Genomic DNA, 11,871 nt, shown 5'->3' with positions numbered 1-11,871 from the left:
CGCTCAGCGGCTGCGGCGCGACCCCACCCGCGTACGACCGGAGAACGCGGCGGCGCCGCCGGACTGGCCGGCCTGGCTGGGTTGACTGGGCTGGCTCGGCTGACCGCCCGCAGCCGAAGCCGGGCGATGCCGGGCCGGGCGACGCCGGCCTCGCGGGGCGGCGGTGGCGGGCGCCGGGGCGGGAGTCCGTGGCGTGGGCTCGGCGAGACTCCGGTCGCCGGGAGCGATCTCGGTCAGCAGCGGGTCGCCCGGCCGGAGCCGGGTGGTCGTCGACGACACGCCCGCCTTGCGGGTCAGATCGCGTACCAGCTTGATCTGATCGTCCGTGGCCAGCGTGACGACGGTGCCGGTGCTTCCCGCGCGGGCGGTGCGTCCCGACCGGTGCAGGTACGCCTTGTGCTCCAGCGGTGGATCGGCGTGGATGACCAGCGCGACGTCGTCGACGTGGATGCCCCGCGCGGCGATGTCGGTGGCGACCAGCGTGGTGATCGTGCCGTCGGAGAACGCGCCGAGGTTGCGGGTCCGGGCGTTCTGCCCGAGGTTGCCGTGCAGTTCGACCGCCGGTACGCCGGCCGCGACGAGCTTGCGGGCCAGCGCCTTCGCGCCGTGCTTGGTGCGGGTGAACACGACCGACCGGCCGGGCGCGCTGGTGAGGTCGACCAGCACCGGGAAGCGGTCCTGTGCCTGCAGATGCAGCACGTGGTGGTGCATCTCCGGAGCGGCCTGCCGGCGCGGCTCGACGGTGTGCCGGACCGGCTGCTGCAGGAAGCGCCGCACGAGCACGTCGACTCCGGCGTCCAGCGTGGCGGAGAACAGCAGCCGCTGCCCACCGGCCGGGGTCTGCTCCAGCAGCCGCCGTACGGCGGGCAGGAACCCGAGGTCGGCCATGTGGTCCGCCTCGTCGATGACGGTGATCTCGACCGCGCTCAGATCGGCGTGACCGGCGTCGATGTGGTCGGCGAGCCGTCCCGGGCAGGCGATCAGCACGTCGACCCCGTCGCGCAGGCCCTTGATCTGCCGGGCGTGCCCGACGCCGCCGTAGACGGTCAACGACCGCAGCGACATGGTGCGCGCCAGGGGAGCGACGCTGGCGGCGATCTGATCGGCCAGTTCGCGGGTCGGCGCGAGGATCAGCCCGCGGGGACGCTTCGGCTGGCGTACGCGGCCCGACGCGGCCAGCCGGGCCAGCAGCGGCAGGACGAAGGCGTACGTCTTGCCGGAGCCCGTCTGGCCCTTGCCCAGCACGTCGCGCCCGGCGAGGGCGTCGGGGATGGTGGCGAGCTGGATCGGGAACGGCGTCGTGATGCCCTGACTGTCGAGGGCCGAGACCAGGGCGGCGGGCAGACCCAGCTGCGCGAACCCGGAAGTGGAGGTGGTCGAGGAGGGGCGGCGGGCCGCCATGCGTACTCCGAACGTAGGGGGGTCGTCCCACCCGGCGCAGACTGCTCGGCCGCGGCGCGTGATGGTCGACAAAGACTGTCCGAGAGTACTCCACGATCACCCAGGTCCTGTCCCCGGCTGCCGCGCGGGTTACCGGCAGCCGAGCATAAATGGAACTTTGTGGTGATCTTGGCGATTTGGGCAAGTCGCCGGGTACTGTCAGATCCCTCGACCACCCCGGGTCGAGTCCGCCGACGTCGGGCGCCTGTCCGGCCAACCCCGTGCAGGAGCGTCATGACGTCACTGAACACCGCGCCCGATCTGCGTACCCCCAAACCGCTGCTCGACGCGCGGCAGGGGACCGCCGCCGCGATCACCATGTGGATCTTCGTCGTGGTCCCGTTCGTCGCGCTTGCCGCGGCTGTACCGCTCGCCTGGGGCTGGGGCCTGTCCGCCGCCGACATCGCCATGGCGGCGACGATTTACGTGGTCGCCGGATTCGGCGTCACCGCCGGCTACCACCGGCTGCTCACCCACGGATCGTTCAAGGCCCGGCGCGGCTTGCGCGTCGCTCTCGCCGTCGCGGGATCCTTCGCCGTTCAGGGCTCGCCCATCCAATGGGTCGCCAACCACCGCCGCCATCACGCGTTCTCCGACCGCGAAGGCGACCCGCACTCGCCGTGGCGCTACGGCACATCGGTGGCCGCGCTGCTGAAAGGCCTCGGCCACGCCCACGTCGGCTGGATGCTGCGCCGCGAACTGAGCAACCGGGCCCGATTCGCTCCCGACATGCTCAACGACAAGGACATGCGGCTGGTGGGCAAGCTGTTCGGCCCGATCGCGGCCCTGTCCCTGCTCGCCCCGGCACTGATCGGCCTCCTGCTCAGCGGGTCCTGGACCGGCGCGCTGACCGCCTTCTTCTGGGCCGGACTGGTACGCATGGCGCTGCTGCACCACGTGACCTGGGCGGTCAACTCCGTCTGCCACGTGTTCGGCGAGCGGCCCTTCGAAAGCCGCGACAAGGCCACCAACTTCTGGCCGCTGGCGATCCTGTCCTTCGGCGAGAGCTGGCACAACTCGCATCACGCCGATCCGACCGGAGCCCGGCACGGCGTACTGCGCGGGCAGATCGATCCATCCGCGCGGCTGATCTGGATCTTCGAGAAGCTCGGCTGGGCCCGCGACGTGCGCTGGCCGGTGCGTCAGCGCCTCGAGGCGAAGCTGGTCGCCCCGCGGAGCTGACGCGCTCCGGCCGTGTCGTTCAGGCGGAGGTGCCGAAGCTGCGGCTCTGCCCGCCGAACAGCGACTGCGGCGGGCCGGCCGCCTGCACGTTGCTGCCGAACCGGTCGTGGTGGAAGTCGAGCCGCTTGTTCTCCTCGGCCAGCGACACCCGGCGCCACATCTGCTCGGCCGCCGTCCACCAGCTGCCGTCGGTCTTGGCGAACGTGCTGATCGTCGCCGACATCGGCGTCACCAGGCCCAGTTCCCAGCGCGCCATCATCGTCTCGTGCGTCATCTCCATCAACGCCTCGACATCATGGCGTTGAGAACGGTCGTCGTCGGCAAGCATGGTGCGAATCCTCACGAAGGGGGTGGGGGTTACCTGCAACTATGCGCTGGTCAGAGCCACCTGGCAAGCCCCGCGGCCAGGTCGGCGCGGCCGGGAATGAGTTTCCTTCATCTATCTCTCCTCCTCGCCGCCCTTCGCCGCCCATCCACGAGCGCCAAGATTTGGCACCCGCCCCCGCCGAGAAGTCATCAGGGCGGTCGACTGAGACGCGGTTTGAGTAGCTGGCGGGTCGCGCAGTGTCATAGGCGTCCGGCACACTGTCGGGCATGCTCGCGCACACCCGCACTGATCTGGCCGACCTTGTCTCTTCCGGGAAGAAGGTCAAATATCTCCACTTCTGGGGGCACAAACCCCAACCTGATGGAAGCGTCGGGGCCGGCTGCCTGAGCCAGTGGTGGCCCTCGTCGTTCCAGATCGGCGGGCGGGCCTACGCCACCGCCGAGCACTGGATGATGTGGTCCAAGGCGAAGCTGTTCGGCGACGACGAGATGGCCGAGCGGGTGCTGGCGGCGTCGACGCCGGGCGAGGCGAAGAAGCTGGGCCGGGAAGTACGCGGCTTCGATCAGCAGACCTGGGACGACAACCGTTACGCCATCGTCGTGGCGGGCAGCGTCGCGAAGTTCGGTCAGCACCACGACCTGCGGGCGTACCTGCTGGGCACGGGGGAGCGGGTGCTCGTCGAGGCGAGCCCGCTCGACCGGATCTGGGGCATCGGGCTGGGCGCGGCCGACCCCCGTGCGTCGGACCCGGCGCAGTGGCGGGGGCTGAACCTGCTCGGGTTCGCGCTGATGGAGGCCCGGGACGCTATCCGGGCGGAGTGAGCGCCACCGCCATGAACCCCGCCAGCGGTCGCTGCCACCCGGGAACGCTCACCGGATGCCGGGGATCACGTTCGTCCGTCAGCAACCGGCGCACTTGCGGCGGGATGCCGGGCCGCGTACGCAGAGCCACGGCGACCGCCGCCGACCAGCGGATCATCGGCTCCGGATCGGACAGTTGCCCGTCGAGCCGGGCGAGCACCGCCGAGTCCTGACCGCTTAGGTGCCCCAGGGCCAGGTTGGCGCTCGCGCGTACGCCGCCGCCGTCGGGCAGCGCGATCAAGTCGCCCACGACGGCCGGCGTCGTCGGAACCCACGCCAGCAGCTCGGCGGCCCGGGCGGCGACCTCGGCGTCGGGATCACGAAGCCACCGGCGGAACACGTCGCCGTGCCGGGCCATGGCCGCGTACGCGTCGGCCGCCCACACCTGCGCGGCGGCGTCCATGGTCTCGAAGTCGTCGTCCGCGAGCTCGCCGTCGTAGAAAGCGGGCAGCAGCTCCCGGATACGGCTGCGCAGCCCGGCGTCGAACGACGGGAACCCGGCGAACGGCAGCGCCCGGTCGGTGAGGTCGCCGAGGCCCACCAGGCGCAGCAGATCCACGACCAGCGGGCGGTCCGGTGTGGACGGTTCATCCGCGGTCGCGACCAGGAACGGGACGACGTACGCGCTGGCCTCCCAGCGCGTGCCCTGGTGATAGACGGTGCCCCGCAGCCGATTGTGCGCATCGAGGCGGACGTCCTCGTCGTCCGACGCCAAGGCGCGCACCAGATCCGGCACATCGCCGGCCACCCCGTACGCGTGGTGCAGCGTGCCCCACGCGACGGCGGTCAACGGGTCATTTGCCGAAGTCATACACCGTCACCGGGATGTCCCGTGCGCACAGTGTGCGTACGACCAAGGGCTCGATCTTGTCCCACGAGCCGCCGGCGAGCCCCGTGCCGATGCGGGGCATGTGCACCGACGCGCCAGACGGCAGCAGCTCCGCGAGCCTGGCGAGACAGCGCTCGACGGCGTCGTAGCGGATCGGCGGGCCGTTGCTGCCGGTCTTCATCCCATGCTGGGCGACCATGTTCGCCACCCACACGTCGGGGGCGACCTGGATCAGGCGGACCGCGCCCAGCCCGAAGTCGTTGCCGGCGCGGTGCCGATGCCACTCGCGGTAGTCGCGCTCCGGCTCGGGCCAGCGCCTGGAGATCGCCAGCACGAAACCCTTGCCCCAGCCGCCGAGGTCGTTGCAGATGTGCGCGATCACCTTCGGTCCCTTGGCCTGCGGGCTCGTCGCGTCGCCCTGGCGGACGGTGAGGGGTGTCATGCCGCGAATGATGTCACCGCGGTACGACACCCGTCGGCTGGGTCAGGGCACGAACAACGCCGTCAGGGACTGGTGGTTGGCCTCCACGATGATGGACTCGGCGCCCGCGTTGGCGGTCACTCTGGTCGAGGCGGAGAAGGTATGCGACGTGCAGCCGGCCAGCACGGGAACGGCCGTGTGCCAGGTATTGATCTTGAAGTGGTGGACGGTGTTGGACACCGTGACGCCGGCGAGCGCCCCGTTGGTGGTGGTGTTGCAGACCGATCCGTCCTGGTTGAGCTGGTGCACCACCAGTTGCGTGCCGACGTACGCGTAGCCGCCGGTGAGCCGGCCGCCGACGCAGAGCGTCTCGGGCCTGGTGCCGTAGCAGGTCGTGACGTTCACGTCGCCGATGGCCTGGATGCTCGTCACCCCGGCCGGTGCGGTGAACGTGACCGGTGCGGCGTAGTAGCCACTGTCGACCCGGATACGCGACGGCTGGTAGGTCTGGGCCGACGCGGCCAGCACGCCGAACACGTCTTCGAGGTAGGTGGACGCCTCGACCCGGATCGTGCGCGTTCCGGTGCTGGCGGAGTGGTCGATGAAGATCGCCTCCAGCGAGCACGTCAGGTCGCCGGAGGCCGGTGCGGTGATCATGCCCCGGGTGAGGATCGTGGTGGTCGTCCCGGTGAGCACGTTCTGACCCGAGACGAGCCGGTCGACGAGGGTCGTGGAACCGGCCTGCCGGCAGTAGACCAGGTGCGACGTCTCGGTGACGACGGTCGCCTGCGACACGACGAGCTTGCTGCTCAGATACGTGGTCGTCCCGGCGGGGACGGTGATCCGGGCGCCCAGGTCGTGGAAGACCGGAGTGCCGTTGGTGGAGGTCGCCTGGACCTGGTAGACACCGGGTAGTGAGGTGTAGACCCGCAGGTCGGAGGCGGTGGCGGGGGAGGCCTGCCCGAGTGCGGCGACGGCGGCCAGGACAGTGACGAGAGCCAATCTCATGCGGGGCAGCGTAAACCCGCCTCTGGCTTTCGGTCTAGACCGGTATTACGATGCCCCGCATGGCTGACATGGTGGACGTGGCGATCGACGCTGGCCAGACGCGTATGCGTCTCGCGCTGTCGCGAAACGGTCAGGTCACGCGCGTCGCCGAAGCGCCCGGACTGACCTACCGGCAAGGCGTACGCCCGGCCGCCGCCGTCCTGGCCGCCGTCGCCGCACCATGGACCTCCCTCGCCCCCGAATCGCCGGTCGGCACCGTCTGCCTCGGACTGACCAGCGTCCTGGGCTCCGCCGACGAATACGCCGCCCTCGCCGCCGGACTGCTCGACCACCTCGACGCCACCCGAATCCTGATCGCCGGAGACGTCGTCACCGCGCACGCGGGCGCTTTCGGACTCGAACCCGGGGTCGTGCTGGCCGCCGGGACCGGCGCGATCGCCCTCGGGCTCGATCCCGACGGCGTACGCCGCCAGGTCGACGGCTGGGGCTACCTGTGCGGAGACGCGGGCGGCGGATTCTGGATCGGCCGACGTGGCCTCGACGTCGCCCTGCGCGGCCACGACGGCCGGATCGAACCCACCCCGCTGACCGGCCGCGCCACCGACCACTTCGGCGACCTCGCCGACCTCGCCGAATCGCTCTACCCCGCCCCCGACGCCGTCGCGCGGATCGCCGAGTTCGCCCCCGCAGTCCTCGACCTCGCCGAGACCGACCCGTACGCCGGACACATCGTCGCCGAGGCCGCCGAAGAACTCGCCGCCACCGTCGCGGCCGCCGCCGGCCCGGCCGACCTGCCCGTCTCGTGGACCGGACGGTTGCTACGCAACGACACCCTGCGTCGCCGGTTCGCCGACGACCTCGCCCTCCGGCGGCCCGGCGTACGCCTGCGCGAGCCGCTGGGCGACGGACTCGACGGCGCCGCCAACCTCGCCGCCGCCCCCGACCTCGGGATCCACTCCGGACTGATGCGGGTGACCCACCGATGAGAGTCGGCTTCGCCACCCAGACCCTGACCGTCCCGCCCGGCACCCCCATGGGCGGGTACGCCTTCCGCGAAGGAACGTCCACCGGAACCCTCGACCCGCTGAGCGTGACGGCGATCACCTGGTTCGACGGCATACACCGGTTCGCGTTGGCGCTGGTCGACGCGATCTGCGTCAACGCCGACCTCACCCGCGCCGTCCGCGACGTCGTGTCCGAGGTGGACGTCCTCTGGCTCGCCGCCAGCCACACCCACGCCGGGCCGGAGACCGGGTGCGTACCGGGCGGGACGGTCACCCCGCCGGACTGGCTCGCCGTCCTCACCGCCACGGCCGCCGGCACCGTCGCGGCAGCGCGCCGGGCCGAGACCGAGGCGACCGGCCGGGTCCACTCCGGCCCGCTCCACGGCGTCGGCGCCGTACGCAGCCACCCCACCGGCGACTCGTCGGTGCCCCTCGACGTCGTCGAAGTCGTCGCCGGCGACCGCCGCGCCGGAGTGCTCGTCGTGCTGCCGGTGCATCCGACCGTCCTGCCGTCGCGGAACCTCCTCGTCAGCGCCGACCTGACCGGGGCGGTCCGCCGGGCGCTGGCCGACCGGCTCGGATCCGGGACGTGGATCGCCGTGGCCACCGGCGCCGCCGGCGACATCAGCACCCGGCGTACGCGTCAGGCCCAGGACGCCGCCGAACTCGACCGGCTCGGCGCCATCGTGGCCGACCGGTGCGTCGAACTCCTGGACAAGACCGGCGACAGCGCCGGAGGCGACCTCCACGGCGGGACACGTGACGGCGGGACGCGTGACGGCTCGACGCGTGACGGCTCGATGCGTGGCGGCTCGACGCGTGGCGGCTCGACGCGTGGCGGCGGGAGCGCCGCCGCTGGCGAATCCGGCTGGCGGTCCGGGAGTGACCTCGGCTGGCGCAGCCGGGAGATCGACCTCGCCCCGAAACCGCCGGTCGACGCGAACGCCCTCATCGCGGCCGCCGAGAACGACATCCGCAGCGCGACCGACCCGGTCGCCGTACGCATCGCCGAAGGCAACCTCGACGGCGCCCGGATGGCCGCCATGATGCGTTCCCCCGCTCCGGGCGGTCGCGTTATCCGGGATAACGCGGTGTCCGAGCGCCCCAGAGGGGACGTTATCCCGGATAACGCGCAGGAAGGCGCGGGGGATAACGCGCCGGAAGGCGCGGGGGCGAGCGCGCAGGAAGGCGCGGGGGATGACGCGCCGGCGGGGGAGATCGAAGCGGAGGTCACCGCCGCCCGCATCGGCGATCTGCTGCTGGCCGGGTTGCCCGGTGAACCCTTCCTCGGTGCGGCGGAAGAACTGCGCAATGCTTGTTCCCGGCCCGTCGTCGTGCTCGGATATACGAACGCCTATCCCGGCTATCTCCCGCCGGCCTCCGCCTACGGGTCGGCCACCTATGAAGTCCTCGCCAGCGCGGCCGCACCCGGCAGCGCCGAACAGATCATCCGAACGGCGGCGAACCTGCTCGCCGCGCTGACCGGAGGAGAGTCATGAACGCGTACGCCGAGATCGCCCGAGCCGCCGTCGACCGGCTGATCACCACCCAACGCGAGGCGATCGCCGAAGCCGGGCGCCTGGTCGCCGACGCGCTCACCGCCGGCGGCGTACTTCAGGCGTACGGCACCGGGCATTCCCGCGGGGTGGCGTTGGAACTGGTCGGCCGGGCCGGTGGCCTGATCCCCGCGAACCAGCTGGCGATCCGCGATCTCGTCTACTATGGAGACACCAAGGTCGCCGACATCCTCGATCCGCTGCTGGAACGCGAGTCCGGCGTCGCCGAGCGGATCTGGGCGCTGGCCGACATCCGGCCTGAGGACATCTTCGTCGTCGCGTCGAACTCCGGGGGCAACACCGCCGTCGTCGAGATGGTCCAGCTCGCGCAGTCCCACGGGCACAAGGTCATCGCGATCACCTCGATCGACCACGCCACCGCCGCGAAGCGCAGCCCGTCGCTGGCCGAGCTCGCCGACGTCGTCATCGACAATGGTGCACCATGGGGTGACGCCGCCGTGCCGATGCCAGATGGCGACAGGTTCGGGCCGTTGTCCGGGCTGACCGGCGTCCTCGCGGCGAACCTGCTCGTCGCCGAAGTGGTGGCCGCTCAGCTGGCCGCGGGAACGCAGCCGTTGGTGTACCGTTCGGCCAACACGCCCGGCGGCTACGAGCGCAACGCCGAGATCCTGCGGCAGTACGGTGGGCGTGTCCGCCTCGGCGACGCCTGACCTCGTCCTTCCTCGGAGCACCATGGCCCGTAGCCCGCACAACACGTTCCCGGAGATTCCGCTCCCCGCCGCGATCGACGGCGATCGCGCCAAAGGTGAGCAGCTGCGGGAGATCCTCGAGGCGATGGTGCGCGAGCAGCCGCCCGGCACGCTGCTGCCATCGGAGCGGTCCATCGCGGAACGGTTCCAGGTCGCCCGCATGACCGCCCGGCAGGCGATCACCGACCTGGTCACCCGGGGGCTCGTCCGCCGCGTGAACGGCGCCGGCACCTACGTCGCCGAGCCACGGCTCACCCATGGCACGACCACCGGCTCGTTCAGCCACGACATGCGGCTGCGCGGCCTCGCGCCGGGTGCGCGGGTCGTCTCTTTAGGAGTACGCCCAGCGACCGAGCTGATCGCGCAACGCCTGCACCTGGCCGAAGGCGATCCGATCGTGGCCCTGCACCGGGTGCGTACGGCCGACGGGGTGCCCATCGCGGTCGAGAACACGCATCTGTCGGCCCACCGGTTCCCCGGGCTGGAAGACCTGCTCGCCGACGACCGTTCCCTGTACGCCATCCTTCAGGAGCGCTGGGGCGTGCAGGTGGCCACCGCCGCCCACCGTGTCTCGGTCATCGCGCTGGACGAGACCGACGCCGACCTGCTCGACGTGCCGGTCGGGCTGCCGTCGTTCGTCATCGACCGGGTCGCCTACGACGCGTCGGGATCGGCGATCGAGTGGGGTCGCTCGCGCTACCGGGGCGACCGGTACGACGTGGAGTTCGACGTCCACCCCGGTTAGGGTCCCGATCATGGCTATGGACCCCGAGGAGTACTACGCCCACGCGATCGCCGCCGCCGACGAGGAACGGCGTCTGCCGCTGGCCCGGATGACGGGCTGGGACGTCAGCCCGTTCGAGCAGGACGAGCTGCGAGTGTCGCCGCTGCGTCCGCCGGTCGTGCCCGAGCCGCCCCGCCACGGCGAGGATCCGGCCGACTGCCGGGCGTGCGGCAATCGCGACGAGGGCATCTGGTTCACCGAGAAATGGCGGCTCGCCCGCATTTCGGGCGTCGGCGTACCCCTGGTGTTGATGTTGCGCCCGCGCGACCACTACGACCTGGCCGACCTGCCGGACGAGCTGGCCGCGGAACTCGGCGTGATCAGCACCCACCTCGTGCGGCACCTCCAGGCGTTGCCGAACATCGGCCGGGCGCACGTGTACCGGCTCGGCGACGGCGGCGCGCACCTGCACATCTGGTTCTTCGCCCGGCCCGAGGGGCAGCTGCAGCTGTACGGGTCGTGGCTGGTCGTCTGGGACGACCTGCTGCCCGAGTATCCGGCGGACCTGGCCGACGCCGACGCGGCGATCGTGGCCGACGCCCTCGTCGCGTCCTACGGCGGCACCCGCACGCCCGCCTGACGGATTCGCTGGTTACCCAGATCTAGCGTTCGGCGAGGCCGGGATACGTCACGACGTACCCGCCCTCGTCGACCGTGAGGTCCGCGGTGAACGTGCCGGAGGCGTACCGGATCAGGCCGTCGCCGAGCACCGTGTAGGTCTGCTCCGACGGCACCACGGCCAGGCTCGGCAACAGCACCCAGGCCGCGACGATCGTGGTGCTCGTCCCGGCGGGCTTGCCGAGCAGGTTCAGCCGCCGGATGGGCAGGGTGTTGGTCAGGGGAGAGGCGTACAGGTCGACGTCCAGCGCGTCGGTCAGCCGCTCCGGCTCCTCGGTGCCCGCCAGCGGCGCGGTCGGCAGCACAGCGTTGAGGTTCCCGCGCTCCGAGGTCGTGATGCGCCAGCGGCCACCCGCTCGCTCCATTTTGAGCGTACGCAGAAAGCCGGGGCCTTCGACCGTGACGTCGAGCCGGCTGCTGGCCCAGCGGCCGTCGGCGGACAGCTCATACCGGCACGCGTACGCCACCGGCGCGGCCGTGAACGCGTACCCGTGGGCGGTGAGCCCCTCGCGATCGTCGTAACCGGCGTACTCGCCGCCCGTCGTGTCGGTACGCCGCCAGGCGAGCGCGCGGGGAAGCAACGTCATGCCTCATAACGTACCGGCCGGGGCGTACGCCATGACGACTTTCCGACTCTGCCGGAGCGCCCGGCATGCGACCCTGTGCCGATGCACGAGGCCTTCGCGTCCACTGTCGCCCAGCTTCTGCCGATCTTCGCGCTGGCCGCGCTGGTGGAGCTGATCGCGTTCGGGCGCCAGTTCGGGCGCGGCCTCGACGAGTTGCGCGCCTGGTCGGACCTGCCGCCCCGGCTGCTGGACCTCGGCGCGATCCTGCTCGGCGTCGTCATCATCGGCTGGCTGGAGTACGACCTGGTCCGGGCCGAGATGCTCTGCCTCGACGCGCTCGTCGGGCGGCCGGTGCCGCTGGGCGCGGCCAACGACGTCCGGGCCACCGTCGTCGAGGCGCTCGTCTATCTGATCGCGTTCCCCGTCGTCGGCGTCGTGCTGCAACTGCTGTTGCGGATCTCGACGCGTGCCATGACGCTCACCCGGACGGCGCCGTCGACCCTCGACAGCGACCCGGTGGCGGTCGGCCTGCTGGTGGACGACCGCGTAGCCTGATCGGCGTGCC

General features: G+C 71.5%; 14 protein-coding genes. 8 read left to right on the top strand and 6 right to left on the bottom strand.

What is annotated here, in order from left to right; translation table 11 throughout:
• Positions 1-3 precede the first annotated feature (3 nt).
• Complete coding sequence (locus AB0H43_RS11455) at positions 4-1,401, bottom strand: DEAD/DEAH box helicase (RefSeq protein ID WP_359999170.1); 1,398 nt, start codon at positions 1,399-1,401, stop codon at positions 4-6.
• A 357-nt stretch (positions 1,402-1,758) separates the two neighbouring features.
• On the opposite strand from AB0H43_RS11455, the gene AB0H43_RS11450 reads away from it, so the two are divergent.
• On the top strand, positions 1,759-2,622 hold the full coding sequence (locus AB0H43_RS11450; RefSeq protein WP_359999334.1) for an acyl-CoA desaturase: 864 nt from the start codon (positions 1,759-1,761) through the stop codon (positions 2,620-2,622).
• A gap of 19 nt (positions 2,623-2,641) precedes the next feature.
• On the opposite strand, the gene AB0H43_RS11445 is transcribed toward AB0H43_RS11450, so the two are convergent.
• Positions 2,642-2,950 carry a hypothetical protein gene (locus AB0H43_RS11445; protein WP_359999169.1) on the bottom strand — a complete coding sequence of 103 codons (309 nt, stop codon included), beginning with the start codon at positions 2,948-2,950 and terminating at the stop codon, positions 2,642-2,644.
• A 266-nt stretch (positions 2,951-3,216) separates the two neighbouring features.
• Here AB0H43_RS11445 and AB0H43_RS11440 point away from each other — a divergent pair, with 266 nt between their 5' ends.
• Positions 3,217-3,771 carry an NADAR family protein gene (locus AB0H43_RS11440; RefSeq protein WP_359999168.1) on the top strand — a complete coding sequence of 185 codons (555 nt, stop codon included), beginning with the start codon at positions 3,217-3,219 and terminating at the stop codon, positions 3,769-3,771.
• Here AB0H43_RS11440 and AB0H43_RS11435 read toward each other — a convergent pair.
• The 3 genes from AB0H43_RS11435 to AB0H43_RS11425 are packed head-to-tail and all read right to left on the bottom strand — an operon-like array spanning position 3,755 to position 6,068.
• Complete coding sequence (locus tag AB0H43_RS11435; protein ID WP_359999167.1) at positions 3,755-4,621, bottom strand: hypothetical protein; 867 nt, start codon at positions 4,619-4,621, stop codon at positions 3,755-3,757. The two genes, AB0H43_RS11440 and AB0H43_RS11435, sit on opposite strands and share 17 nt — an antisense overlap.
• On the bottom strand, positions 4,605-5,081 hold the full coding sequence (locus AB0H43_RS11430) for a macro domain-containing protein (RefSeq protein ID WP_359999166.1): 477 nt from the start codon (positions 5,079-5,081) through the stop codon (positions 4,605-4,607). Before AB0H43_RS11430 ends, AB0H43_RS11435 begins: the two co-directional genes overlap by 17 nt.
• Before the next feature lie 42 nt (positions 5,082-5,123).
• Complete coding sequence (locus AB0H43_RS11425; RefSeq protein WP_359999165.1) at positions 5,124-6,068, bottom strand: hypothetical protein; 945 nt, start codon at positions 6,066-6,068, stop codon at positions 5,124-5,126.
• A gap of 59 nt (positions 6,069-6,127) precedes the next feature.
• Between AB0H43_RS11425 and AB0H43_RS11420 the strand changes: the two genes are divergently transcribed.
• The 5 genes from AB0H43_RS11420 to AB0H43_RS11400 are packed head-to-tail and all read left to right on the top strand — an operon-like array spanning position 6,128 to position 10,702.
• Complete coding sequence (locus AB0H43_RS11420) at positions 6,128-7,054, top strand: BadF/BadG/BcrA/BcrD ATPase family protein (protein WP_359999164.1); 927 nt, start codon at positions 6,128-6,130, stop codon at positions 7,052-7,054.
• Entirely contained in the window at positions 7,051-8,571 is a 1,521-nt protein-coding gene (locus AB0H43_RS11415; RefSeq protein ID WP_359999163.1) for a hypothetical protein, read from the top strand. The genes AB0H43_RS11420 and AB0H43_RS11415 overlap by 4 nt, the downstream gene beginning before the upstream one ends.
• Positions 8,568-9,299: an SIS domain-containing protein gene (locus AB0H43_RS11410; RefSeq protein WP_359999162.1), complete on the top strand. Its 732-nt coding sequence runs from the start codon at positions 8,568-8,570 to the stop codon at positions 9,297-9,299. Before AB0H43_RS11415 ends, AB0H43_RS11410 begins: the two co-directional genes overlap by 4 nt.
• 22 nt (positions 9,300-9,321) lie before the next feature.
• A complete protein-coding gene (locus tag AB0H43_RS11405; protein WP_359999161.1) occupies positions 9,322-10,083 on the top strand; it encodes a GntR family transcriptional regulator in 762 nt (253 codons plus the stop codon).
• A gap of 10 nt (positions 10,084-10,093) precedes the next feature.
• Entirely contained in the window at positions 10,094-10,702 is a 609-nt protein-coding gene (locus tag AB0H43_RS11400; RefSeq protein ID WP_359999160.1) for a hypothetical protein, read from the top strand.
• Positions 10,703-10,724: 22 nt separating this feature from the next.
• On the opposite strand, the gene AB0H43_RS11395 is transcribed toward AB0H43_RS11400, so the two are convergent.
• Positions 10,725-11,327 carry a putative glycolipid-binding domain-containing protein gene (locus AB0H43_RS11395; protein ID WP_359999159.1) on the bottom strand — a complete coding sequence of 201 codons (603 nt, stop codon included), beginning with the start codon at positions 11,325-11,327 and terminating at the stop codon, positions 10,725-10,727.
• Positions 11,328-11,408: 81 nt separating this feature from the next.
• Between AB0H43_RS11395 and AB0H43_RS11390 the strand changes: the two genes are divergently transcribed.
• Entirely contained in the window at positions 11,409-11,861 is a 453-nt protein-coding gene (locus AB0H43_RS11390; protein ID WP_359999158.1) for a hypothetical protein, read from the top strand.
• Positions 11,862-11,871 lie beyond the last annotated feature (10 nt).

The organism is Hamadaea sp. NPDC050747 (assembly GCF_040654195.1).
Lineage (GTDB): Bacteria > Actinomycetota > Actinomycetes > Mycobacteriales > Micromonosporaceae > Hamadaea.
The sequence above is the reverse complement of the archived record's forward strand: the minus strand, read 5'-3'. Positions and strand labels throughout refer to the sequence as shown.

Coding starts and splice junctions, on each gene's coding strand:
- AB0H43_RS11425 (WP_359999165.1), bottom strand. CDS start 6,068: ATGAGATTGGCTCTCGTCACTGTCCTGGCCGCCGTCGCCGCACTCGGG.
- AB0H43_RS11445 (WP_359999169.1), bottom strand. CDS start 2,950: ATGCTTGCCGACGACGACCGTTCTCAACGCCATGATGTCGAGGCGTTG.
- AB0H43_RS11430 (WP_359999166.1), bottom strand. CDS start 5,081: ATGACACCCCTCACCGTCCGCCAGGGCGACGCGACGAGCCCGCAGGCC.
- AB0H43_RS11450 (WP_359999334.1), top strand. CDS start 1,759: ATGTGGATCTTCGTCGTGGTCCCGTTCGTCGCGCTTGCCGCGGCTGTA.
- AB0H43_RS11435 (WP_359999167.1), bottom strand. CDS start 4,621: ATGACTTCGGCAAATGACCCGTTGACCGCCGTCGCGTGGGGCACGCTG.
- AB0H43_RS11415 (WP_359999163.1), top strand. CDS start 7,051: ATGAGAGTCGGCTTCGCCACCCAGACCCTGACCGTCCCGCCCGGCACC.
- AB0H43_RS11455 (WP_359999170.1), bottom strand. CDS start 1,401: ATGGCGGCCCGCCGCCCCTCCTCGACCACCTCCACTTCCGGGTTCGCG.
- AB0H43_RS11420 (WP_359999164.1), top strand. CDS start 6,128: ATGGCTGACATGGTGGACGTGGCGATCGACGCTGGCCAGACGCGTATG.
- AB0H43_RS11405 (WP_359999161.1), top strand. CDS start 9,322: ATGGCCCGTAGCCCGCACAACACGTTCCCGGAGATTCCGCTCCCCGCC.
- AB0H43_RS11390 (WP_359999158.1), top strand. CDS start 11,409: ATGCACGAGGCCTTCGCGTCCACTGTCGCCCAGCTTCTGCCGATCTTC.
- AB0H43_RS11400 (WP_359999160.1), top strand. CDS start 10,094: ATGGCTATGGACCCCGAGGAGTACTACGCCCACGCGATCGCCGCCGCC.
- AB0H43_RS11395 (WP_359999159.1), bottom strand. CDS start 11,327: ATGACGTTGCTTCCCCGCGCGCTCGCCTGGCGGCGTACCGACACGACG.
- AB0H43_RS11440 (WP_359999168.1), top strand. CDS start 3,217: ATGCTCGCGCACACCCGCACTGATCTGGCCGACCTTGTCTCTTCCGGG.
- AB0H43_RS11410 (WP_359999162.1), top strand. CDS start 8,568: ATGAACGCGTACGCCGAGATCGCCCGAGCCGCCGTCGACCGGCTGATC.